This is a genomic window from Phytohabitans maris, assembly GCF_031085175.1.
GTDB lineage: Bacteria > Actinomycetota > Actinomycetes > Mycobacteriales > Micromonosporaceae > Phytohabitans > Phytohabitans maris.
Genome location: NZ_JAVHUY010000020.1, coordinates 138,094 through 161,281, shown reverse-complemented (window position 1 = coordinate 161,281; position 23,188 = coordinate 138,094). Strand labels below are relative to the sequence as shown.

The window sequence follows — 23,188 nt, the reverse complement described above, 5'->3', positions numbered from 1 at the left end:
AGAGGGCATCTGATCTCAATACGGGATAATTTGGTATAGGCGCGACGATGTATTCGAAAACAACATCCCACACGTAGTCCATCTGGTCTGGTACAGCACGTGGGTGACCGCTTCCCGACGCCCGTACCGAACCGACCTGTCCGACGCGCGCTGGGCGTTGATCGAGCCGATCCTGACGCGGTGGCGGGCGGACCGGGTCGGGTTGGGGATAGCGCCGATACAACATGACCTACGCGAGATCGTGAACGCGGTCCTGTACATCAACCGGACCGGGATTCCATGGGAGTACCTGCCGCACGACTTCCCTCCACATAAGACGGTTTACCACTACTATGCGTTGTGGGAAAAGGACGGCACGACTGAAGCGATCCACGAGGCGCTGCGCCGCAGGGTGCGGCGGGCCGCCGGGCGGGCCGAGGAGCCCAGCGCGGCGATCATCGACGCGCAGACGGTCAAGACCTCCAACAATGTTCCAGAGTCATCGCAAGGAATCGACGCCGGCAAGCGGATCAAGGGCCGGAAACGGCACATCGCCACAGACGTGCTCGGCCTGCTGCTGGTCGTGTTGGTCACTGCGGCGAGTGTGCACGACACGGCCGGCGGCCGATACGTGGTCGACGAGCTCGCCGCCCACCGACCAGATGTGGTCAGGGTGTGGGTGGATGCCGGCTACAAGCAGAGCGTCATCGACCAGGGCGCGGCACACGGCATCGATGTCGTGGTGGTGACCAAGGATCCCGACCAGCGCGGGTTCAAACCGCAACCCAAGCGGTGGGCGATCGAGCGGACCTTGGGCTGGCTGATGCTTCATCGCCGGCTGGTCCGGGACTACGAGGCCGACCCGGCCCGATCCCGGACGATGATTCTCTGGGCAATGATCGACAACATGTCCCGGCGGTTAACCGGAGAATCAACATCGACGTGGCGCACCACCCCAACAAATACGGACATTATCTGTCAGTTATAGATCAGATGCCCTCTAACGACTAGAAGGGAGCTTCGATCACAGCCCATCACCCCTGCGCCGCGCCGCCGGCTGCGGTTTGTGGAGCGGACCTGTATCAGGGGGGCGGTCTCTGGGCTCCTCATCCCAGAGGGACGCCCCGACCGCGCCTCTGGGCGTCCTTCTCGCACGCGCGGGACGGTCTCGGGGGCGGTCCCGCGCGTGCACGACCGGCCCGGGCATCAAGGGCAGGTCCGGGGTGGCCGGGGGGCGGTCCGGGACTGTGGGAGGGGGGCCTTGATGCTGGGCCGGTCGTGCGGGCGAGCCGGTCGTGCCCGCGAGCCGGTCCTGCGCGCGAGCCGGTCCTGCGGGAAGAGCGCGGGGAGGAGCCGGGGGCCAGGGGGAGAGAGCGCCCGGGGGCCAGGGCGAGAGAGCCGGGTCCGCCGAAAGAGCCGGGCAAGCAAAACGCCCCGGTGGCCTGGAGCCCGGGGCGTTGATGCTGTGTGTGGTGCTGTTTTGTCAGGCGGAGTGAGCGCGGACCCGCAGGCCGCCGCGACGCTTGACGGCGCGTCGCTCCTCTTCGCTCATCCCGCCCCAGACGCCGGCGTCCTGACCGGAGTCGAGCGCCCACTGCAGGCACTCGTCGGTCACGGAGCAGCGCCGGCAGACGGCCTTCGCCTGCTCGACCTGCAGGAGCGCCGGGCCGGACGTCCCAATCGGGAAGAACAGCTCCGGGTCCTCGTCGCGGCAGGCAGCATGGTGGCGCCAGTCCATGGCGGCAACACTCCTCGTTCTGGATCGGTGGCAATTAATGCGGTGGAACTCTATTTGCGTCCGCGGTGCCGATCGCGACTTTGCGCATTCATCCGATCGGCAGCGCGTTAGCAGGCCTTTGGACCGGTCAAGCTGCGTGAACTTGCCACACGGCGGGCATGCCCGCGCAACTTCCCGGTAACTCGTTTCGCTTGTGAATACTTTCACGAACTCCCGCGATGTCAAGGGGGACGCTCGGAAAAAATCTGAGCGGGTGAGCAAGCCCACAACCCCTTTGTCCGGATTTTGACCCTGGGTCAGCACCCGGTGTGCGACAGTCACCAGTCAATGTAGTACAGTCCCGGCTGCATTGCCGACATTTCCGGCGTAATCCGTGGGGGTGGTTGTGCCGGTGCGGCGCAGGAGGCGTCTCTCAGCAGATTACGCGCAGTGCGCCCGGGACGCTCGTGAAACGGACTTTTTCTCGCTCGCCGAGGTAGTCGCCGTCCAGCTGGAACGCCTGCGGACGCTCCGCTAGCAGGGAAAACTCCGAGACGTCGTGCAGTCGTACCACTTGTGCCCCGTGCGGCTCGCGATCGCGGGACAGGAGCTGCGTCACTGTGCGTGTTGTGCTGGGCACGCGTAGTCGACGGAGGGCCAGTACGTCAAGACCGAGGTCGAACGACGCGTCCGGGTTGGGGTTGATCGCGCGGTCGCCGAGGAAGGTCCACGGGGCGGTGTTTTGGATGATGACGGTCGATAGCTCGGCCTCGGCCGTCTCGCCCGGCTGCTCGAGCGTGATCGCCGGGTGCCGCCGGTCCATCGCCGTGAAGTACTGGGTGACCGCGGAGCGCATATAAAGGGCGGGAGTGGAGGTGCGCCCGCGGAGCCGGGCCTGCTCGACCCGCCGCACGACCGAGGCGTCCAGCCCCAGTCCCGCGCAGAACGTGAAGTACCGGTCGTCCGCCCGCCCCAGCCCGATCGTGCGTATCCGGCCGGCGTGGAGCGCCTCGAGGATCACGCTCGCGCCCTCGGCCCAGCCCTTGGGGAGCCCGAGCGCGCGGGCGAAGACGTTGGTCGAACCGCCGGGCACCACCGCCAGCGCCGGCCGGGTCTCCGCCGGCGCGCCCGCCATCAGGCCATTGACCGCCTCGTTGATCGTGCCGTCGCCGCCGAGCGTGAAGAGCACGTCGACGCCGCCGGCGGCGGCTTCCCGGGCGAGCGTGGTGGCGTGCCCCCGCCGGCGGGTGTGCTCCACCCTCAGCTCGAACTCGCTGCGCAGCGCCCGCACGAGCACGTCCCGCGCGCGCTCGCTGGTGGTGGTCGCCTTGGGGTTGACGACCAGTAACGCCCGCATGGGCGGGACTGTACCCGCTGGCGAGTATCGTGTGCGCGTGATCCAGGACTCCCCGGCGCTCCCCGGCACGCTGCGCTGGGCGGTGTGGCTGCTGCTGGGCGAGGCGGCCGCGGTCGCGCTCGTCGCCGCCTACCTGGTCTACGAAGACCTCACCGGCACCGCCAACAACATCGTCGTGGCGCTCATGGTGACCGCCTTCGCGGCCGCCGGCGCGGCGCTGCTCTTCGTGCTGGCCCGGGCGCTGGCGGCGCGCCGGGCGGGTGCCCGCGGGCCGGCCATCGTGCTCCAGTTGATGCTGCTGCCGATCGGCTACTTCATGATCCAGGGCGGCCTGCCCTGGGCCGGCGTCCCGATCATCGCGGTCGCCGTCGCGGTGGGGGCGCTGCTTGTCACTCCATCGAGTACCAAAGCGCTCGGTCTAGGCTGAACACGACACTCGAACGGATGGCTCTGCCACCGTTTGCGCGCCACCGCCCCTAAAGTGTCGCCGTGGGTGTAGAGGGGGCAGTGCGGCCACCGGCGTACCAGACGCTCGCGGAAGACCTCCGGGCCGAGATCACATCAGGGCGGCTCCAGCCGGGCGAGCGGCTGCCGACCGAGCCACAGCTGTGCGCCCGTTCCGGAGTGAGCCGCAGCACCGTACGGGAAGCGCTCCGCCTGCTGGCCAGCCAGCATCTCATCGTGACCACCCGGGGCGTGACCGGCGGCAGCTTCGTCGCCCACCCGAGCCCGGAAAACCTCTCCGACACGCTCTCCACCGGGCTCAACCTGCTGATCAACGCCTCCACCGCCAGCCTCTGCGACCTCCTGGAGGTGCGCGAGTCGCTGGAGGTGCCGGCGGCCGGACAGGCGGCCCGGCGGCGTTCCGAGGAGCACCTCGCCGCGATGGAGCTGGCGCTCTTCGACCCGCGGACGGCGGACGTGCCGGCGATGCTCGTCGCCCACCGGCTCTTTCACGCCGCTCTCGGCGCGGCCACCGGCAACCCGCTCTACGAGCTGCTCAGCCGGCCGCTCTACCAGGTGGCCAACGAGCGTGAGGTGGCCGCGACGGCCCCGCCGGGCTTCTGGCTCCAGATCGACGCCGACCACCGGGAGCTCCTGCGCTGCGTCCGGGCCCAGGACGCGGAGGGCGCGACGAAGGTCGCCTGCGACCACATCACCTTCATCCGGACCGCGCTCGCGCCGCGCGTCTGAGCCCGCTGACCGAGGCCCAAAGACCGAAGATCTTGAGCTACCGCGACGCCCGTCGTGGTCCGGACCGTTGCGCGGGGCCCCCGGGGAAACGTGGAGCGCAGCGGAGCGTCTTTCTTGGGGTGCATTCCCGCGGCCTTGCTCTCCGCGGTCGCGCAACCCCGAACCCTCAGGGAGAGCGCCGGGTCAGCAGGCGGATCGAGGCGCGGTCGCCCTCGGCGGTGGCGGACGCGGCGGTGGTGAGCGCGGTGAGCACCTTCCACGCGAAGGAGGACTCGGCCGGCAGCCGCGCGCCGCGCACGGTGTTGACCGCGACCTCGACGCTCAGCGCGTCGTCGGTGACCGAGAAGCGGCACTCGAGCTCGGCGTCCCGGCTCGCGATCGCCAGGAGCATCGCGCACGCCTCGTCGACGGCGATCCGCAGGTCTTCGATCTCGTCGAGGGCGAAGTGCAGTCGTGCCGCGAGGCCGGCCGTGGCTGTGCGTAGCACCCCCAGGAAACCGACGTCGGCCGGCACGGTGAGCAACACGACGTCGTCTTCGATCACCGGCTCCACATGCACTGTCAGCTGACTCACCCCGCCCAGCGACTCTACCGGTTCATGACCAATCGACGGGCTCCCGTGTCGCCAGTTTGTGGAGGGCCGGCCCGGAGAGGCGGTACGGGATCCACTCGTCCATGGCCGCCGCCCCGAGCGCACCGTAGAAGTCGCGGGCCGGGTTCCAGTGCAGGACCCACCAGTCGAGCCGCTGGTACCCGCGTTCGACGCAGATCCGCGCGAGGGTGGTGAGCAGCAGCCGCCCGGCCCCGGTGCGCCGGGCCGCGGGGCGGACGTAGAGGTCCTCCAGATAGATCCCGTGCACGCCTTCCCAGGTGGAGAAGTTCAGAAACCACAGCGCGTACCCGATGATGTCGCCGGAGGGCGCGCCACCGCGGACCGCGACGTGGCCGAAGAGCGCCGGCTGCGGCCCGAAGAGGGCGGTGTGGAGCTGGGGCTCGGTGAGGTGGCACTGCTCGGGCGCCCGCTCGAACTCGGCGAGCTCGTGCACCATAGCGACGACGGCCGGCACGTCATCGGGACGTGCCGGCCGGATCGTGACCTCGGAGGGAGCGGGCGTCACGCCTGCTTGGTCTCCCAGAAGATCTTGGAGATCTCCTCGATCTTGCTCAGCAGCTCGTCGGCCTTCGCCGGGTCGGCCGAGCCCTTGGCGCCGGCGGCTCCGGCGAGCTTGGTGGCCTCGTTGAAGAGCTGGTGCAGGTGCGGGTACTTCTCGAAGTGTGGCGGCTTGAAGTAGTCGGTCCACAGCACCCACAGGTGGTGCTTGACCAGCTCGGCACGCTGCTCCTTGATGATCAGGCACCGCGTGCGGAACTCGGGATCGGTGTTCGCCTGGTACTTTTCGGCGATCGCCTTGACCGACTCGGCCTCGATCCGTGCCTGCGCCGGGTCGTAGACGCCGCAGGGCAGGTCGCAGTGGGCACTGACCACCGTGCGCGGAGCAAGAATGCGTGGAAGTCGCATAAGGACCCTCCATGACGTTTGCGATGATCCGGGAAAGACCCTACTCCTCGTCCGACTGCCCCACGTGCGAGAGGTGAAACACACATGCCGTTCGCGGTTCTCGTGCGCGGCCCCTCAATGGCACCGACGCTGCGCCACGGCGACGCGCTGATCGTGCGGCGCGGAGGCCGCGCGGTGCGGCCGGGTGACGTCGTCGTGGCGAGGTTTCGCTCCCGTCCCGACCTGCTCGTGGTCAAGCGGGCGGTCCGTGCCGAAGACGGCGGTTGGTGGGTACACGGAGACAACCAGCTCGTCACGGATGACTCCCGGGCCTACGGGGTAGCCGACGTCGTGGGTCGGGTGGTGCTGCGCTACTGGCCCCGGCCGGGGTTTATGCTCAAGTTTCGGACCGGGTGACCCCCGCACCGCGCACCGCCCCTCGTGCACTCACCGTCGAGTGCAGAGCCGGCGGCCGAAGCGTTCGCCGCCAGGGGGCGAGCGAGGAAACACACGTGGGGAGTCACCGCATGTCATCATCGTCCAATTTGGATCCCGTCTTCGCGCTGCATCGCGGCGGCAAGATGGCCGTCGCCGCCACCGTCCCGCTGACCAGTCGCGAGGACCTCTCGCTCGCGTACACGCCGGGGGTGGCCCGGGTCTGCGAGGCGATCGCGACCGAGCCGGACCTGGCCGCCGAGTACACCTGGACCGGCCACACCGTCGCCGTCGTGACCGACGGGACCGCCGTGCTGGGCCTGGGCAACATCGGCCCGCGCGCCGCGATGCCGGTCATGGAGGGCAAGGCGGTGCTCTTCAAGCAGTTCGGCGGCGTGGACGCGGTGCCGATCTGCCTCGACACCCAGGACGTCGACGAGATCGTGGCGGTGGTGAGCGCGCTGGCGCCCTCGTTCGGCGGGATCAACCTGGAGGACATCTCCGCGCCCCGGTGCTTCGAGGTCGAGCGGCGGCTCGACGAGGCGCTGCCGATCCCGGTCTTCCACGACGACCAGCACGGCACGGCGATCGTCGTGCTCGCCGCCCTGCGCAACGCGATCACCCTGCTCGACCGCAAGATGGACGACCTGAGCGTGGTGGTGAGCGGCGCGGGCGCGGCCGGCGTCGCGGTCACCAGGATGCTGATCGCCGGCGGGGTCGACGCCGACCGGGTCGTGGTCGCCGACTCGCGCGGGATCATCCACGGCGGGCGGAGCGACCTCACCCCCGTCAAGGCCGAGCTCGCCGCCACCACCAACGGCGCGGTCCGCCACGGCCGCGTCGCCACCGGCGGTATCGCCGACGCGCTCGCCGGCGCGGACGTGCTGATCGGGGTCTCCGGCGGCCAGATCCCCGAGGAAGCGGTGGCCGGCATGGCGCCGGAGGGGATCGTCTTCGCGCTCGCCAACCCCACGCCCGAGGTGCACCCCGACGTCGCGTCCCGGTACGCGGCGCTGGTCGCCACCGGCCGCAGCGACTTCCCGAACCAGATCAACAACGTGCTCGCGTTCCCCGGCGTCTTTCGCGGTGCCCTGGACGCGCGGGCGACGACCGTTACCGACGGCATGAAGGTGGCCGCCGCGGAGGCCATCGCCGGCGTGGTGGCCGACGCGCTGCGGGCCGACGCGATCGTGCCCTCGCCGCTCGACCCGCGGGTGGCGCCGGCGGTGGCCGAGGCTGTGGCGGATGCCGCCCGGCGTGACGGAGTCGCCCGCGGCGCGTGACGCCTTTGCTAGCGTGCCGATCATGCGAGCCGCGTACGCCTCCACGTTCGATGACGACAACCCGCTCACCGCGCTTGTGGTGGGGGAGCAGCCGGAGCCGGCCCTGCCCGGACCCGACTGGGTGACGATCGAGGTCAAGGCCAGCTCCCTCAACCACCACGACCTCTGGTCGCTGCGCGGCGTCGGGCTCTCCGCCCAGCAGCTGCCGATGATCCTCGGCTGCGACGCGGCGGGCGTCGACCCGTCCGGCGCGGAGGTCGTCGTGTACCCGGTGATCCTCGACAAGGACGACCCGCGCGGCTACTCGCTGCTCTCCGAGCGCCACCCCGGCACGATCGCCGAGCGGGTCGCGGTGCCCCGCGCCAACGCGGTGCCCAAGCCGGCCGGCATGTCGTTCGCGGACGCCGCCTGCCTGCCGACCGCCTGGCTGACCGCGTACCGGATGCTCACCACCCGCGGCCGGGTCGGCGAGGGCGAGTCGGTGCTGGTGCAGGGGGCCGGGGGCGGGGTGGCCACCGCGGCGGTGGTGCTGGCCGTCGCGCTCGGCAAGCGGGTGTACGCCACGAGCCGCGACGCCGCCAAGCGGGCCCGCATCGCCGAGCTCGGCGCGACCGCGCTGGAGCCCGGCGCCCGCCTGCCGGAGCGGGTCGACGTGGTGATCGAGACGGTGGGCGCGGCGACGTTCGAGCACTCGCTCAAGTCGGCGGCCTCCGGCGCCCGCATCGTGGTCTCCGGCGCCACCTCCGGCCACGAGCCCAAGGTCAACCTCCGCCGCGTCTTCGCGATGCAGCTGGAGATCCTGGGCACCTCCATGGGTACGCCCGAGGAGCTGGCCGCCCTGCTCGCCCTCCTCCAGGAGCGGGGGATCAGCCCGGTGGTCGACAGCGTGTTCCCGTTCTCCGATGTGGAGGGCGCCTTCGCCCGCCTCGACTCCGGCGAGGTCTTCGGCAAGGTGGTCGTCGACCACACCCGGTAGCGGTGGGCGTTCAGCCGAGCTTGTCGTCGAGGCGGCCCAGGCCGGCGGACTCGGCGTCGTCCGGGAGGCGGCGCTTGGCGTCGGCGTCGCCGTAGAGGGACCATCGCCAGAAGTCGAGCGTCGAGTCGGCCACCACGTCGAACGCCTCGTTGCCGTCGCGCAGCAGCGACTGGCCGTGGTCGCCGTCGGGCAGCGTGAGGAACGCCTTGGGCCACGGCACGCTCGCGTAGACGGCCTGGCCGGAGGCGTACGAGACGACCGAGTCCCGCTGGCCGTGTACGAACAGCAGCGGCGCCGGCGGGCCGGTGAAGCCCAGCCCCACGCCGAGCGCGCTGCCGGCGAGCACGATGCCCGCGTCCAGCCGCTCGTCGCGGGCCACGCTGAAGAGGCCGATCGTCGTGATGCCGCCGGCGGAGTGACCGGCCGCCGCGAGCCGGTCGGTGGCGAGGCGCCCGCGCAGGGCGTCGCCCGCCCGCCGGTCCAGCTTGAGGACCTCGGTCAGTACGTACGTGGCGTCGGCCGGCTGGTTGACCACGTCAAGCGCGTCGAAGCGCTCGGCGCCACCGCTCGTGTGCGGGTACACCGGGGCGGCGATCACGAACCCGGCCGACGCCCAGCGCTCCAGCAGCGGCGCGTAGTCACCGGGGCGGCCGGTCAGCCCGTGGCTGAACAGGATCACCGGCAAGCGCCCGGCGTCCGCGTCCGGGTACCAGATCGTCACCGGCAGCGGCCGGTCGGCGCCGCGGCGCAGGCGCAGCTGGCGGGTGTCCACCTCGAAGGTCTGCCGCGGTGCCCGCCCGGTCGCCGCCGGGGCGGGAGCGGTCGAGGTCACCGCGGGCGCCGGTGGCGCGGACGTGGTGGCCGGGCGGGGCAGGGAGACCGAGCAGCCGGTGAGCAGGAGGACGGAGGCGGCGGCGAGGCTAGCGCGCAACGACGCCTCCGGCGCCTACGAGCCGGACGAGGTCGGGCAGCACCGCGCCGAGCGGCGCGTCGAGCGTGAGCGCCGCGTACGGGTCGCCGCGGGTCGCACCGCGGTTGACGATCGCCACCGGGATGCCGAGTTTCGCCGCCCGCAGCACGAACCGCCGCCCCGACATCACCGTCAACGACGACCCCAGTACGAGCAGCATCCGCGCGCTCTCCACCAGCCCGAAGCTGGCGTCCACCCGCGGCCGTGGCACCGTCTCGCCGAAGAAGATCACGTCGGGCTTGAGCGTGCCCCGCCCGCAGGCCCGGCAGCCGACCAGGCGAAACCGCTCCGCCGCCGCGTCCGGCAGCTCGACGTCGCCGTCCGGGTTGACCGCGAGCACCTGGGCGTGAAACTCGGGGTTGACCAGCCGCAGCCGCCGGTCGAGCTCGTCCCGCATGGTCCCGTCTCCGCAGTCGAGGCAGATCACCCGGTCGAGGTTGCCGTGCAGCTCGATCACCTCGGTGCACCCGCCGGCCTGGTGCAGCCCGTCGACGTTTTGCGTGATGACGCCGCGGAGCAGCCCGCCGGCGTGGAGGTCGGCGATGGCCCGGTGCCCGGAGTTGGGCTCGGCGCGCGCGATCGTCCGCCAGCCGACGTGGCTGCGCGCCCAGTACCGCCGCCGCGCGAGCGGGTCACGGGTGAAGGTCTGGTAGGTCATCGGCGCGTGCCGCGCCTGCACGCCGTCCGGCCCGCGGTAGTCCGGAATGCCGGAGTCGGTGGAGATGCCGGCGCCGGTGAGGACAGCGACGCCACCCTCCCCGACCATCTCGGCCAGCCGCTCGGTCCCGTCGATCACCCATCCATGGTGCCTCAGCCCCCGCCGGCACTCACCCTCCGCTCTCCACAAGCCCCGGCCTCCCGGCCACCGTCGCGGTGCGGCTGGTTGGTTGCGGCTGAAGCTCGGTGATGGGCTGTATCGAAGCTCCCCTCAAGTCGTTAGAGCGACCTGAGGGGAGCTTCGATCACAGCCGTCGCGCTAGCCCTTGGATCTGGGCGGCGGTCAGGTCGTCAGCGTGAGCCGGCCGCGGGCGGCGAGGTCGTCGTAGAGGGTCCAGCGCAGGAAGTCGAGCGTGGTCGCCAGTACCCGGGTGAAGTCGGGCTGGCCCGGAGTCAGGTAGGCGCCGTGGTCCTGGCCCTTCAGCGCCAGGAACGCCTTCGGCCAGTTGACGCGGTCGTACGCGGCCCGCGCGGCCTCGATCGGCACGGTCGGGTCGGCGGTGCCGTGGATGAAGAGCAGCGCGGCTCGCGGGCCGGAGAAGGCGCCGGCCATCCCGGCCCCGGCGATCACGATGCCGCCGCGCAACCGGCGGTCGTGGCCGGCCGTGAAGAGGCCCGCCGTCGTGTAGCCGCCGGCGGAGTGGCCGGCCGCGGCGATCCGGCCGGCGTCCAGGTGGCCGGCGAAGATCGGGACGGCGAGCACCTTGCGGACCACGTACCAGGCGTCGGCGGGCTGGTTGCGCACGTCGGCGCGGCTGAACCGGCGGGCGTCCTTCCGGGTGCGCGGGTAGGCCGGCGCGGCCACCACGAAACCGGCCGCCACCCAGCGGCTGACGATCTCGGCGTGCGCCCCGGGGAGGCTGTGCAGCCCGTGGCTGTAGACGACGACCGGAAAGCGGCCGGCGGCGACCGGGGCGTCGCGGCCGGGGTAGAGGGCCGGGTACCAGACCGTGGTGGGCAGCGGGCGGGCCGGGCCGCGGCTGAACGCCAGCAGGCGGATGCCGACCGGGAACGTCGTCGCCGGGGCCGCGGCGTGCGAAACGGCGTGGGGGGGCGGGGCGCCCCCCCCCCCCCCCCCGGGGGGCCCGGGGGGGGGGGGCGGGGGGGGGGGGCCCCCCCCCCCCCCCCCGCCGAAGCGAGCAGCAGGACCACGCCGACGAGCCCCGCTGCGAACCGCTTCATGTTTCGACGGTACGGACGGGACCGCCGTACTGGGCCGGCTTTCCGGTTCCCGTACGGCGGCCGTCCGGACACCGCAGAGGCTTACTGGTGCGACAGCCGCGGCAGCCACCCCAGCCAGCGTGGCAGGTACCAGTTTCGCTCGCCCAGCATCGCCATCACCGAGGGAAGGAGCACCGCCCGTACGATCGTGGCGTCGAGCAGCACGGCGATCGCGAGGCCGAAGCCCATCTCCTTCATCGCGGTCAGCGGGGCCGTGGTGAAGAGCGCGAAGACCGCCACCATCACCACCGCCGCGCTGGTGATCACGCCGGCCGTGTTCTGGATGCCGCGGGTGACGGCGAGCCGGGTCGGCCAGCCGCGGTCGTGGCCCTCGCGGATCCGGCTCAGCACGAAGACGTGGTAGTCCATCGAGAGGCCGAACAGGATCACGAAGAGGAACAGCGGGATCCAGCTCGTGATCGTGCCGCGCTCCTGGAAGTCCATCAGCCCGGCGCCCCAGCCGTGCTGGAAGGCGAGCGTCAGCGCGCCGTACGCGGCGGCCACCGAGAGCAGGTTGAGCACGATCGCGGTCACCGCCACGACCACCGAGCGGAACGACACCAGCATCAGTACGAACGCCAACCCCAGCACGAACGCGAACACCAGCGGCACGCTGCGGGTGAGCGCGTGGTTGAAGTCGACCGACTGGGCGGTACCGCCGGTGACCGTGACGTCCGCGCCGTCCACGCCCCGGAGCGTGGTCGGGATGACGTCGTCGCGCAGCGTGTGGATGGCCTGCTCGGAGACCTTGTCGGTACCCGTGCCGGAGAGGCCGATGCCGATCCGGGCGACCGTACGGTCGGGGTTGACCTCGACGGTCACCGGCTCGTGCAGCTGGCCGGTTGCCAGCGCCTTGGCCTTGAAGTCAGCGATCGCCGCGGTCATCGCGGGGTTGGTGACGTCCGGGGCCTTGACCACGACGGTGGCCGGGTCGGCGCCGCCGGGGAAGGCGGCCTGCACCTGGTCGTACGTCTTGATGGCGGCGGCGTCGTGCTTGACGCCGTCGATGCCGTCGGACGCCGGGCGCATGCCGAGCGCCGGCAGCGCCAGTGCGACCAGGGCGGCGGCCGCGATCGTGGCGGAGACGCCGGGCCGGCGCAGCACCACGCGGAGCACGAACCGCCAGAAGCGCCCGTCGGACTTGCGCCGGTACAGGCCGGGGATGCGACCCAGGTCGACCTTGTCGCCCAGCTTGGAGAGCATCGCCGGGAGTACGGTGAGCGAGCCCAGCGCGGCGGTCGCGACGACCAGGATCGTGCCGACGGCCAGGCTGATGAACGTCGTGTCCCGGGTCAGGAACATGCCAGCCATCGCGATGATCACGGTGAACGCCGAGATCAGCACCGACCGCCCGGAGGTGGCCGCCGCGGTGGCGAGGGCCTGTTCGGGACTGGCGCCCTTGGCCCGCTCCTCCCGTTCCCGGCGGATGTAGAAGAGGCAGTAGTCCACGCCCACCGCCAGCCCCATGAGCAGCATCAGGTGGGTGACCGTGTCGTCGGCCGGGAAGAAGCGGCTGCTCGCCGCCAGCAGGCCGAGGGACGCCAGGAACGCGGTGACGGCGAGGCCGAGCGGGAGTACGGCGGCCAGCAGCGCGCCGAACGCCACGATCAGGATGCCGAGCGTCACCGGCAGGGAGAGCATCGAGAGGGTACCGAGCGCGTCGCTCACCTGGCCCTCGATCGCCTCGTCGATGCTGACCTCGCCGGTCTGCGCGACGAGCAGGTCCGGGTGCCGGTCCTGCACGCCGGCCACGGCGGCGAAGACCGGTTCGATCCGGTCCGCGGCCGTCTCCGGGTCGCCCTTCATGTCGAACGTGACGAGCGCCGAGTGCCCGTCCTCGGATACCGCGTCGGTGTTGACGTTTTCGACCTGGCCGGTGGCCTCGACGGCGGCCGCGGCCTCCCGCACCACGCCGCGGAACTCGGTCGAGTCGGCGGTGAGCGTGCCGCTCTGCACGATCACCATCTCGCCGGCCCGCTCCGGGAAGCCGGCCGCGTCGACGATCTGGGCGGCCCGCTTGGACTCGCCGTTGCCGTAGTCGCTGTCCTCCGCGCCGATGGTGCCGATCACGGCGCTCAGCGCGGTCGCCAGGACCACGAAGAGCAGCCAGCCACCGATCGCGGTGGCCCGGTGCCGTGCGCTGAAGCGGGCGACGGAGGCGGCCAGGTTGCGGGGCCGCCGGTGGCTCGTCAGGGTCTCGTCCGGCCGGATCTCCGGCGGTCGCAACATGGATGTCGTCATGCCGCTGACGCTATGAGCGGGGCTGATCCGCTTCGATCCAGCGCGCACCCCACTTTCTGGTGAGGAACACCGCGCCTTCGTGGTAGGGCCTGCCCTACCACGCTATGGTCAGGGCCATGTCTGACGAGTACGTGGACCCGAGCGGTAACACGGAGGCGTTTCGCTCCTTCGCGCAGGGCGCGGAGGCCGAGGCGGCGCCGTCCCGCCTGCCCCTGATCATCGGCATCGCGGTGCTGGCCGCGATCCTGATCGTGCTGGCGGCCTTCCTAGCCCTGGGCTGATCCGATCACGCCGCGCGCCTGCGTGGCGATCTCCAGCTCTTCGTCGGTCGGCACCACGAAGACGGCGACCGGCGCACCGTCCGGCGAGATGAGCCCCTCCTTCACCCGCTCGTTGCGCTCCGTGTCGATCTCGATACCCATCCGTGACAGGCCGGCCAGCGATTCGGCCCGTACCGCCGGTGCCCGCTCGCCCACCCCGGCCGTGAACGTGATCGCGTCGAGCCTGCCCAGCACCGCGTAGTAGGCGCCGACGTACTCCTTGATCCGCCGGCAGTACACGGCGAGCGCGAGCGTGGCGGCCGGGTCGCCGGCGGCGCGGCGGCTCAGCACCTCGCGCATGTCGCCGGCCCCGGCCAGCCCTTTCAGGCCGCTGCGGTGGTTGAGCATGTCGTCGAGGTCGTCCACGCCCATCCCCGCGTTGCGGGCGAGGTAGATCAGCACGCCGGGGTCGACGTCGCCGGGACGGGTGCCCATGACGAGCCCCTCCAGCGGCGTCAGCCCCATCGACGTGGCGACCGACCGTCCACCTTCGACCGCGCACGCGCTCGCGCCGTTGCCGAGGTGCAGCGTGATCGTGTTGACCGTCTCCAGTGGACGCCCGAGGAGCATGGCGGTGCGCCGGGAGACGTACGCGTGGGAGGTGCCGTGAAAGCCGTACCGGCGCACGCCGTACCGGTCGGCCAGCTCACCGTCGATGGCGTACCTGGCCGCCTCCTCGGGCAGCGTGCGGTGGAAGGCCGTGTCGAAGACCGCCACCTGCGGTACGCCGGGCAGCAGCTTGCGCGCCACCTCGACGCCGGCGAGGTTGGCCGGGTTGTGCAGGGGGGCGAGCGGGATCAGCTGCCGGATGTCCTTCAGGACCTCGTCGGTGACCAGGGTCGGCTCGCTGAACGACGCTCCACCGTGGACCACGCGATGCCCCACACCGTCCAGCCCGGACAGGTCGAGCCGCCGGGTCACCTCGGCGAGGGCGGCCTCGTGGTCGGTGACCCGCTCGACGAGTCCCTTGTCGACGGTGCCGTCTCCGTCGTAGAGCTGGTACTTGACCGACGACGAGCCGCTGTTGAGGACGAGGATCTTCATGACGCCGCCTGGATCGCCGTGATGGCCACGGTGTTGACGATATCCTTCACCGTGGCGCCCCGGCTGAGATCGTTGACCGGCCGCCGTAACCCCTGCATCACCGGGCCGACCGCCACCGCGCCGGCCGTGCGCTGCACCGCCTTGTACGTGTTGTTGCCGGTGTTGAGGTCCGGGAAGATGAAGACCGTGGCGTAGCCGGCGACCGTGCTGCCGGGCAGCTTGGTGCGGGCCACGCTCGGGTCGACCGCCGCGTCGTACTGGATGGGGCCCTCGACGGGCAGGTCGGGCCGGCGCTCCCGGACCAGCGCGGTGGCCGCCGCGACCTTCTCCACGTCGGCGCCGGCACCGGAGACGCCGGTCGAGTACGAGAGCATCGCCACCCGCGGCTCGATGCCGAAGCGCGCGGCGGTGTCCGCCGAGGAGAGCGCGATGTCGGCGAGCTGGGCGGCGTCCGGGTCGGGGTTGACCGCGCAGTCGCCGTAGACGAGCACCCGGTCGGCGAGGAGCATCAGGAAGACGCTGGAGGCGACCGAGACGCCCGGCACGGTCTTGATGATCTCGAACGCCGGGCGGATCGTCGCCGCGGTCGTGTGGGTGGCGCCGGAGACCATGCCGTCCGCCCGGCCGGTGTGCACCATCATCGTGCCGAAGTAGCTGACGTCCCGTACCACGTCGCGGGCGAGGTCGAGCGTGACGCCCTTGTGCCGGCGGATCTCCGCGTACGCCTGGGCGAACTCCTCCAGCCACGGGCTGGCCGCCGGGTCCACGATGGACGCTCCGTCGACGTCGAGCCCGAGTTCCCTCGCCTTGCGGGCGATCCCGTCCGGGTCGCCGAGGAGCGTCAGGTCGGCCACGCCCCGGCGCAGCAGCGTCTCGGTGGCGCGCAGGATCCGCTCCTCCGAACCCTCCGGCAGCACCAGGTGGCGGCGCTTCAGGCGGGCGCGGTCGATCAGCTCGTACTCGAACATCAGCGGTGTCACCCGCGGCGCCCGCGCCACGTCCAGCCGGCGCATCAGCTCGTCGCTGTCCACACTGGACTCGAACGCGCCGATCGCGGCCTCCACCTTGCGCGGGCTGGCCGCCGTGGGGCGCCCCTCGATCCGCCCGACCGCCTCGATCGTGTGGTAGCTGTCGGTCGGCACCAGGAGCACCGCGAGCCCCGAGCCGAGCGACTCCACGAGCCGCATGGTCCGCGGGTCCGGCTGTACGCCGAGGGTGAGCACCACCCCGGCGATCGCCGGCGAGCCGGCCGCCCGGGCCGCGGCCGCCACCACCAGCAGGTCGTCGCGGTCGCCGGGGGTGATCAGCAGGCAGCCGTCGGTCATGTACTCCAGCAGCAGCGGCACGTGCGCCGCGCCGACCACGAAGTCGAGCACGTCCCGGTCGAGCGACGCGTCGTCGCCGGCCAGCCGGGTCGCGCCGAGCCGCGCCGCCACCTCGGCCACGGTTGGCGCCGAGACGGTCGGCACCTCGGGGATCGCGTACGCCGGTACCGGCAGATCGGGCATCCCGGTGCCCGGCGGCACCCGGTTGGCGATCACGGCGAGCACCGTGGCGCCGAGGTCGGTCAGCCCGTGGTAGCCGGCGCTGGCCGCCGACGCGATCGCCTCCGGCTCCTGGTCGAGACCGTCGACCACGGCGACGACCACGCTGCCGAACTCGTTGGCCATCCGGGCGTTGAACGCGAGCTCGTCGGTCTCGTCGTCGGCGCGCAGCCCGTTGCCGACGATCACCATCGCCGTGTGCCGCCGCTCCACCTCCCGGTAGCGGCCGACGATCAGGCCGATCAGCTCCTCCCGCCGGCCGCTGGAGAGCAGCTCGTCCGCCTCGGCGTACGTGGCGCCGTACAGGTCCTCGTACGGATCCTCGATCCGGTAACGCTCCCGCAGCAGGTCCAGGATCGCGTCCCGCCCGCTGGCCGGGGCGAGCGGCCGGAAGGCCCCGATCCCCTCCACCTGCCGGGAGAGCATCTCGGCCATCCCGAGCGCGATCGTCGACTTGCCGCCGCCCGGCCCCAGGCCGGCGACGTAAACGCTTCGTGTCACGGCCCTAGTGTCCATCGGATGAGCCTTGTGGATGCGAGGCGAGGTCAAGATCGAGCCCGGCGGTCAGTGATCGAAGCTCCCGTCAAGCCGCTAGAACGACTTGAGGGGAGCTTTGATCACTAGTCGGTTTCGTCGTCGATGAGGCCGTACGGGGGCTGGTCGGAGCGGCGGCTGAACCGCACGATCACGTCTTCCTCGGCCTCGGCCGGCGGGGCGTTGTCGGCGACGACGATCTGCGCGCCGGTGCCCGGGCCGGCCAGCCAGCGCCGCAGGTGGCGGTAGACGCGGGCGATCGTGGCGGCGCCGGCGACCGGGTTGTCGACGAGGCTGCGCTGCGGGCTGTCGATCAGCAGGAAGCCCGGGTGTGACGAGTTCGTCTCCCAGGCCACCTCGAAGATGGCCAGCTGCCAGGCGAGCGCGATCAGCGTGCGGCCGCCGGAGGAGGCGGCCGTGTAGCGCTGGCCGCGCACGTGTGGCACGAGCCGCTCGTCCACGTACGCCTCGGCGAGCTTGGGGTAGCGCCACTCGGCCAGCAGCTCCGCGAACCGTTCGCTGATCCGGCCGATCACCGCGGACCGGTCCGGCGGCGACTGCCCCGCCTCGGCCAGCTCCTCGCGCAGCGACGCGATCGTCGCCTCCTGCCGCTCGATGTCCTGTGCCCGCCGCCGCAGGCTCGCGACCAGGCGTAACCCGGCCGCCGCCCGCTCGTGCACCACCGCCGCGCCCTGGCGGCGGCGGGCCAGCGCGTCCCGTTCGCCGAGGAAGGGGGTGACCGCCCCGGCGGTCGCGGCGTCCACCTCCGCCGCGGCCGCCACCTCCGCGGCCAGTGCCTGCTCAGCCGTGGTACGCAGCGCGGGGAGCCCGCCCTCCAGCTCCTCGACCCACCGGGTGAGCTCGGCGAGCCGGGTCTTGGCGGCGGCGAGTTCGGCGCCGACGTCGGGCGCGGCCCCCGACGGCTCGGCGGGCAGCTCGGTCTGGCACAGGCCACAGCGCCCTTCGGCGATCGCCGGCGTGGTGGCTGGGACGGTGTGGCAGACCGGGCAGGCGGTCAGCCGCACCGGCTCGAAGACCTCCTCCGCCTCCGACAGCATGGTCAGCTTCGAGACGTCGTCCGCGTACTGCACGCGCAATGGCAGCATCCGCCGCAACTGGGTCTCGCCGTCGCGGACCGCCGTGACCGCCTCCTCGGCCGCCTCGACCGCCTGTCTGTAGCGGTCGCGCAGCTCGTCCGCGAAGCCGGCGGCGGCGAGCGTACGCCGGTCCAGCTCGGCCAGCTCCGCGTCCGCGGCCGCCTGCTCGGCCATCGCGCCTTCGCGCGCCGCGTCGAGCAGGGCGGTGTCGCCGAGGCTCTGCTCCTCGACCAGCTCCTGCGCCGCCGCGTACGCCACGCGGGCGGCGGCGGCCCGCTCCTCCAGCTCGCGGATCTGGCGCCCCAGCCGCAGCGGCCGGTCGTCGTGGACGTCGAAGACCACGTCGACCACCTGGCGGAGCGTGAGGTGGCGGACCGGCTGCCGCTCGAAGAGCAGGTCGCCGTCGAGGCGGTCGCCGAGCAGCAGGCAGAGCCACATGAGCTCGCGGAAGCTGAGCGGGTCGGCCGGCGACCCGGCCGGGTCGGGCGCGTCGCGCAGGTGGATCCCCTCGAGCTTGCAGTACGACAGCAGCAGGCTGGACAGGCTGCTCGGGTGGGCGGCCGGGCGTAACGGCCGGCGCTTGGCGACCTCGCCCTGCTCGTCGAGGCGTCCAGAGCGGACGGTGGCCCAGGTGGAGGGCTCGCCCACGGTCCGCTCGACGACGTGCGGGGCGCCGGAGAGGTCGACCTCCAGCGCGGCGCTGCGCACCCGCGGCATGACCTCTGGATGGCGCGGGTGGTCGGAGGCGCCGAGGCAGTAGTCGATGAACTCCAGGACGGTGGTCTTGCCGGTGCCGAAGGCGCCCGCGATCACCGAGAGCGCCCGCGCCGAGCCGTCCGCCCCCCGGAAGTCGATGTCGTAGCTGCGCTCGGCGGCGGCGAGGCGGAGCCGGCGCAGGCGGATGCCGTGGGTGCGGTCTGCCGGCACCGCGCCGTGACCCACGGACCCGCGTCCGGCCTCGGTCATGGTCCCGTCCTCCGGGAGTCCAGCGAGCGGGGTTGCGCCCGCACCGCCATCCATTGACTCATGACTTCCGCCAGACCACGATCAGGCATCCGGCCGAGCCGGTTCACAACGATCACCGCCGCGTCCCGGTAGGCCCGCGCGTACATCGACGTGAACGAGCGGGCCACCTCCCGCCCGGCCGGGGTGAGCCGGTGCCGCACCCGGCCGTCCACAACGACCGTGACCAGCCCGTACGCGACCAGCCAGGCCAGGTCGTCGCAGAGCCGCTGGCGGCGGGTGACGTACCGCTGCACCGCGCTCGCGTACGAGACGGCGCGGTCGTCGAACCCGGCCAGCCGCAGCCGGATGCGGTCCGGATCACTCTCCTCGCGGGCCAGCAGCAGCGGGTTGGCCGCGAGGAAGTCGAACAGGGCCAGCCGGTGCGCGTCCACCCCCTCCGGGCGCACTTCCGCGATCACGTCCAGCAGCAGCGTCAGGCAGGCGACGCGAAACCGCCGGTCGTCCTCAACGCTCATCAGGTCCCTTCCCCGTTGTCCCCGTTTGCCCATGTTCCGTGGCCACGTCCCGCCAGTGCGCGACCCAGCCGGCCCGGCGCTGGTCGACCAGGCGGTGCAGCAGCCCGCAACGGTGTACCGCACCGGCCGGCAGCGTGGTCGGAAACGCGTGGGTGGACTCGCGGATGTCCCGCATCACGTCCGGGTGCAGGCCGGGCAGCAGCGGATCGGCGTCCGGCCGTCCGGCGTGCTCGTTGAACCGGCTCTCCCAGATCGCGTGCACGATCGCGTCCGACTCGGCCAGCGCGTCCAGCTCCTCCGGCAGCCCTTTGTCGGCCACGTCCCGGGCGAGCAGCTCGGCGTTGAAGTACTCCCGCTTGGCCGCCGCGACCTCGACGTGGCCGGCCGCCCGAAGCTGCCGTACGAAGAGGGCCTCGTCGAGCCGCTCCGCCTCCGGCTCGGGCAGCGCCCGCACCGGCGGCCGCCGAGGGGCGGGTACCGGCGGTGGCGCGTACGGGTCGTAGTAGTGCCGCCGCACGTGCGTCGCGTCCGGTGAGATGAGCAGGTTGCGCAGCGTCGTCTCGTGCCAGAGCTCGATGACGATGCCGGTCTCCCGCTGCTTGCGGGCGCGCCAGCGGTCCCACCAGCGGGCGGTCGGCGCGTCCATGCTGCACGGCACGCAGAGCACCCAGCGCCGGATGCGGTACCCCTTGGCCTGCGCGTTGGACACCGCCGAGGCGAACGAGGAGCGGATGTCGGCCTGCCGGTGCTTGGTGACCATCGGCCAGAAGTACTTCGACTGCCAGACCACGACGAGCCCGGAGAGCTCACCGGCGAGCACGTCGATTCCCCAGTCGCCGGGGTTGGCGGCGATGAGGCGGGCACCGGGGTGTACGGCGGCGACGAGCATCGCCAGCATCTGCTCGAAGTCCTCCCGCGCGCCCGAGATGTTTCCAGCGCGGATCTGGTGAGCCGCGAAGTTGATTGGCGGCTCACCAGCGGCGAGGGGCGGAACCGCGACCGCGGCCGTCATCCCTCAACGATGACGACTCTCGGTAGCGGTGTGGCAACTACATGATCGTGAGTGGTGAATGTGACGGGAAGTGATGGTGAATTTCTCGTACTTACAGCCGCTTCCACCTGCGGATTGGTGATTTGGCGCGGCCGGCTACACCGGCGAGTCGATGCGCAGGTCGAACTCGATCGACGTACCGGACGTCGCGGGCGCGCCGGCGATCGGCATCGGGGCACCCACCTCGTACCCCTGGGCGAAGTCGACGCCGTAGCCCCGCAGCAGCTCGATCGTCGCCGCGTCCCGCACGTACTCCGCGGCGGTCAGCACGCCGTGCGCCTGGCAGGCCTCCACAATGGACCGCACGAGCGCCTGGTCCGTGGGGGAGTTGACGATGTCGGTGATGAAGGCGCCGTCGATCTTGACCAGGTCGATCGGGAACGACTTGAGGTAGATGAACGAGCTGTACGCCGCGCCGAAGTCGTCCAGCGCGAGCTGGCAGCCGAGCTCCCGGATCGCCCGCGCGAAGCGCATCGCCTCGGAGCGGTTGTCGATCCGCGCGGTCTCGGTGATCTCGAACGTGATCCGGCGCGGGTCGACGTCGTGCTTGTGCAGCAGGTCCTGAACGCGGCCGAGCAGCCCGGGCTCGCCGAGCGACCGTCCGGAGAGGTTGATTTGGTAGTGCGGTGTCGGCGGTCCCTGCGCGATCAGCTCGAACGCGTTGTCCATCACCCACAGGTCGATCGGCAGCGTCTCGTCGACGTGCTCGGCCATGTCGAGCAGTGGCGAGGGCGGCACCGGGTTGCCCGCGTCGTTGAGCGTACGGAGCAGGATCTCCTGCCGGGTGATCTGGTTGAGCCGGAGGTCGAGGATCGGCTGGGTGTAGAGCGTGAACCCGTTGCCGGCGACCGCCTCCCGTACCCGGGTGCGCCCCGCCTCCTGCCGCTCGTCGGCCGGTGCCGGCCGGGGCAGCGCCTTGAGGACGGCACCGGTCTGCTTCGCGTGCCGCCACGCCGACTCGGCGTCGATGAGCAGGTCGATGCTGCTGCTCTCGTCGTGCGCCGCGAAGCGGACCAGGCCGCCCCAGGCGTCCAGGCGCAGCCCGTGCGGCCCGGCCACGAAGAGTTGCGCACGCAGCTTTTCCACCATCGTCCGGGCCAGCGAGGTCGCCGGCCGCAGCCCGATGTCGGGCATGAGCACGCCGAACTCGCCCGGTCCGAGGAGGCCGCAGATGTCGGTGCGGCGGGCCAGCTTCATGACGAACGTGGTCACGACCTCGGTGAGGCGGTCGGGGTCGGTGCCGCCCTGCGGCTCGGTGGCGATCACCAGCAGTACCCCGCTGGCGGTGCGCCGCGCGCGGTCGATCTCGTCGCTGAACGCGGTGCGGTCGCGCGGCCCGGTTCCGGGTCCGAGGCTGCCCGACTCCCGCTCGACGATCGCCCGGCGGCGGGCCCGCCGCTCCCGCTCCTGGCGGGCCAGCTCCAGCTCGGTGACGTCCTGCGCGGTGCCGATCAGGCCGGTCGGCTCGCCGTCGGCCGCGGTGAGGACCTCGACGTAGCAGTGCACCCACCGGGTGATCCCGCCCGGCTGCACCACGCGGCAGGTCAGCTCGGTGGCGGTCCGGTCCCGCCAGGCGGTGCCGGTGGCCTCGCGGACCCGGCCGGCGTCGTCCGGGTGGACCAGCCGGTAGAGGCTCTCCATGCAGGGGCGGACCAGCCCGGGCGCCCGGCCGAAGATCAGCGACATCTCGTCGGACCAGGTCAGCTCGTTGGTCGCCGCGTCCCACCGCACGGTGCCCTGCTTGGCCAGCTGAGCGGCCCGGGTGATCCGGGGTATCTCGCCGGTGTCGTCGCGCAGCGGGTCGCGCAGGTCGACGTCGCCCACCAGGTCGCGGCCGTCGGCCTTGGCCCGCGCGTACTGCTGCTGCACCCAGCGGGTGTTGCGGCTGGCGCTGGCCCGCTCGAAGACCGTTGGCTTGTGGCGGGCGGCCAGGGCCAGGATGTCGTCGAGGTTCACGTCAGCGTCCCTCCTCGGCAAGCTCCTTCAGGCGCCGCCGGGCCGCGGACTTGTACGAGCGGACGGTGTTGTCGGCCATGCCGAGGATCCGGGCGATCTCCGGATCGGTCCAGCCCTCCAGGGCGAGCGCGAACACCGCGGCCTGGCGGGCGGGGAGGCGGCGCAGGCAGCGCAGCAGCCAGTCCTGCGCCTCGCGGGAGTCGGCCGGCGGGGCGGCGAGGCGGTCGCTCGGCACCTCGTCGAGCGCGGTGGTCGCCTCCCGGCGCTGCCGGGCCTGCTCGTTCATCAACTTGTAGCGGGCCGTCTTGTACACCCAGGCCAGCGGCTTTTCGTAGCCGCTGATCTGCTCCCACTTGTCGCGGGCCGTGATGAGCGTTTCCTGCACGGCCTCCTGGACCAGCTCGCGGTCGCCGCACAGGCCGCGGAGGAACCGCTCGACCGGCACGATGTGGTCGCGGCAGAAGTCCTCGAACGAGGCATCCAGCTCGGCCAGCCGCTGCTCTGCGGCGGTCACGCTGGGCTCGACTACGGTCACGCCGCTGCCACCTCACCGGCTCCGCGCGCTGACACGCT

General features: G+C 71.9%; 23 protein-coding genes. 7 read left to right on the top strand and 16 right to left on the bottom strand.

Annotated elements, in window-relative coordinates; all coding sequences use genetic code 11:
* The first annotated feature begins 103 nt into the window (after window positions 1–103).
* Window positions 104–967 (top strand): IS5 family transposase, encoded by an 864-nt coding sequence (locus RB614_RS22310; RefSeq protein ID WP_308711415.1) that lies wholly within the window; start codon window positions 104–106, stop codon window positions 965–967.
* Window positions 968–1,462: 495 nt separating this feature from the next.
* Here the strand turns inward: RB614_RS22310 and RB614_RS22305 are convergent, their stop codons facing one another.
* Window positions 1,463–1,717 (bottom strand): WhiB family transcriptional regulator, encoded by a 255-nt coding sequence (locus RB614_RS22305; RefSeq protein ID WP_308714521.1) that lies wholly within the window; start codon window positions 1,715–1,717, stop codon window positions 1,463–1,465.
* A gap of 412 nt (window positions 1,718–2,129) precedes the next feature.
* On the bottom strand, window positions 2,130–3,053 hold the full coding sequence (locus RB614_RS22300) for a diacylglycerol/lipid kinase family protein (RefSeq protein ID WP_308714520.1): 924 nt from the start codon (window positions 3,051–3,053) through the stop codon (window positions 2,130–2,132).
* On the opposite strand from RB614_RS22300, the gene RB614_RS22295 reads away from it, so the two are divergent.
* Window positions 3,052–3,480 carry a hypothetical protein gene (locus RB614_RS22295; protein ID WP_308714519.1) on the top strand — a complete coding sequence of 143 codons (429 nt, stop codon included), beginning with the start codon at window positions 3,052–3,054 and terminating at the stop codon, window positions 3,478–3,480. The genes RB614_RS22300 and RB614_RS22295 overlap by 2 nt on opposite strands.
* A 62-nt stretch (window positions 3,481–3,542) precedes the next feature.
* Window positions 3,543–4,247: a FadR/GntR family transcriptional regulator gene (locus RB614_RS22290; protein WP_308714518.1), complete on the top strand. Its 705-nt coding sequence runs from the start codon at window positions 3,543–3,545 to the stop codon at window positions 4,245–4,247.
* A 166-nt stretch (window positions 4,248–4,413) separates the two neighbouring features.
* On the opposite strand, the gene RB614_RS22285 is transcribed toward RB614_RS22290, so the two are convergent.
* The 3 genes from RB614_RS22285 to sodN all read right to left on the bottom strand — a co-directional run bounded on the left by RB614_RS22285 (window position 4,414) and on the right by sodN (window position 5,766).
* A complete protein-coding gene (locus RB614_RS22285; protein ID WP_308714517.1) occupies window positions 4,414–4,821 on the bottom strand; it encodes an ATP-binding protein in 408 nt (135 codons plus the stop codon).
* 22 nt (window positions 4,822–4,843) lie between these two features.
* A complete protein-coding gene (locus tag RB614_RS22280) occupies window positions 4,844–5,296 on the bottom strand; it encodes a GNAT family N-acetyltransferase (RefSeq protein WP_308714532.1) in 453 nt (150 codons plus the stop codon).
* A gap of 65 nt (window positions 5,297–5,361) precedes the next feature.
* Window positions 5,362–5,766, bottom strand: a complete 405-nt coding sequence (gene sodN, locus RB614_RS22275; protein WP_308714516.1) for a superoxide dismutase, Ni — start codon at window positions 5,764–5,766, stop codon at window positions 5,362–5,364.
* A gap of 84 nt (window positions 5,767–5,850) precedes the next feature.
* Here sodN and RB614_RS22270 point away from each other — a divergent pair, with 84 nt between their 5' ends.
* From RB614_RS22270 to RB614_RS22260, 3 genes are all read left to right on the top strand, one after another.
* Window positions 5,851–6,162, top strand: a complete 312-nt coding sequence (locus tag RB614_RS22270) for a S24/S26 family peptidase (protein ID WP_308714515.1) — start codon at window positions 5,851–5,853, stop codon at window positions 6,160–6,162.
* A 110-nt stretch (window positions 6,163–6,272) separates the two neighbouring features.
* The gene (locus RB614_RS22265; RefSeq protein WP_308714514.1) at window positions 6,273–7,463 is read left to right on the top strand and encodes an NAD(P)-dependent malic enzyme; all 1,191 of its coding nucleotides are present in this window, start codon (window positions 6,273–6,275) and stop codon (window positions 7,461–7,463) included.
* Window positions 7,464–7,476: 13 nt separating this feature from the next.
* Window positions 7,477–8,439 (top strand): zinc-binding dehydrogenase, encoded by a 963-nt coding sequence (locus tag RB614_RS22260; protein WP_308714513.1) that lies wholly within the window; start codon window positions 7,477–7,479, stop codon window positions 8,437–8,439.
* Window positions 8,440–8,449: 10 nt separating this feature from the next.
* Here RB614_RS22260 and RB614_RS22255 read toward each other — a convergent pair whose 3' ends face one another.
* The 4 genes from RB614_RS22255 to RB614_RS22240 all read right to left on the bottom strand — a co-directional run bounded on the left by RB614_RS22255 (window position 8,450) and on the right by RB614_RS22240 (window position 13,588).
* On the bottom strand, window positions 8,450–9,370 hold the full coding sequence (locus RB614_RS22255; protein WP_308714512.1) for an alpha/beta hydrolase family protein: 921 nt from the start codon (window positions 9,368–9,370) through the stop codon (window positions 8,450–8,452).
* The gene (locus RB614_RS22250) at window positions 9,360–10,175 is read right to left on the bottom strand and encodes an NAD-dependent protein deacetylase (protein WP_308714531.1); all 816 of its coding nucleotides are present in this window, start codon (window positions 10,173–10,175) and stop codon (window positions 9,360–9,362) included. The genes RB614_RS22255 and RB614_RS22250 overlap by 11 nt, the downstream gene beginning before the upstream one ends.
* A 234-nt stretch (window positions 10,176–10,409) precedes the next feature.
* Window positions 10,410–10,949: an alpha/beta hydrolase gene (locus tag RB614_RS22245; protein ID WP_308714511.1), complete on the bottom strand. Its 540-nt coding sequence runs from the start codon at window positions 10,947–10,949 to the stop codon at window positions 10,410–10,412.
* Between the two features lie 440 nt (window positions 10,950–11,389).
* Window positions 11,390–13,588, bottom strand: coding sequence for an MMPL family transporter (locus RB614_RS22240; protein WP_308714510.1), 2,199 nt, complete (start codon window positions 13,586–13,588; stop codon window positions 11,390–11,392).
* Window positions 13,589–13,704: 116 nt separating this feature from the next.
* Between RB614_RS22240 and RB614_RS22235 the strand changes: the two genes are divergently transcribed.
* Window positions 13,705–13,869 (top strand): hypothetical protein, encoded by a 165-nt coding sequence (locus RB614_RS22235; RefSeq protein ID WP_308714509.1) that lies wholly within the window; start codon window positions 13,705–13,707, stop codon window positions 13,867–13,869.
* On the opposite strand, the gene RB614_RS22230 is transcribed toward RB614_RS22235, so the two are convergent.
* From RB614_RS22230 to RB614_RS22200, 7 genes are all read right to left on the bottom strand, one after another.
* Window positions 13,855–14,952, bottom strand: a complete 1,098-nt coding sequence (locus tag RB614_RS22230) for an acetate/propionate family kinase (protein ID WP_308714508.1) — start codon at window positions 14,950–14,952, stop codon at window positions 13,855–13,857. The genes RB614_RS22235 and RB614_RS22230 overlap by 15 nt on opposite strands.
* Window positions 14,949–16,997, bottom strand: a complete 2,049-nt coding sequence (pta, locus tag RB614_RS22225; protein WP_428983086.1) for a phosphate acetyltransferase — start codon at window positions 16,995–16,997, stop codon at window positions 14,949–14,951. Before pta ends, RB614_RS22230 begins: the two co-directional genes overlap by 4 nt.
* A gap of 119 nt (window positions 16,998–17,116) precedes the next feature.
* Entirely contained in the window at window positions 17,117–19,093 is a 1,977-nt protein-coding gene (locus tag RB614_RS22220; protein WP_308714506.1) for a DNA recombination protein RecN, read from the bottom strand.
* On the bottom strand, window positions 19,090–19,608 hold the full coding sequence (locus tag RB614_RS22215; protein ID WP_308714505.1) for an ABC-three component system middle component 2: 519 nt from the start codon (window positions 19,606–19,608) through the stop codon (window positions 19,090–19,092). The genes RB614_RS22220 and RB614_RS22215 overlap by 4 nt, the downstream gene beginning before the upstream one ends.
* Window positions 19,598–20,620: a hypothetical protein gene (locus tag RB614_RS22210; RefSeq protein ID WP_308714504.1), complete on the bottom strand. Its 1,023-nt coding sequence runs from the start codon at window positions 20,618–20,620 to the stop codon at window positions 19,598–19,600. Before RB614_RS22210 ends, RB614_RS22215 begins: the two co-directional genes overlap by 11 nt.
* Window positions 20,621–20,755: 135 nt before the next feature.
* Window positions 20,756–22,615 (bottom strand): EAL domain-containing protein, encoded by a 1,860-nt coding sequence (locus RB614_RS22205; RefSeq protein ID WP_308714503.1) that lies wholly within the window; start codon window positions 22,613–22,615, stop codon window positions 20,756–20,758.
* Window position 22,616: 1 nt separating this feature from the next.
* Window positions 22,617–23,150 (bottom strand): RNA polymerase sigma factor, encoded by a 534-nt coding sequence (locus tag RB614_RS22200; RefSeq protein WP_308714502.1) that lies wholly within the window; start codon window positions 23,148–23,150, stop codon window positions 22,617–22,619.
* Between the last annotated feature and the right edge of the window lie 38 nt (window positions 23,151–23,188).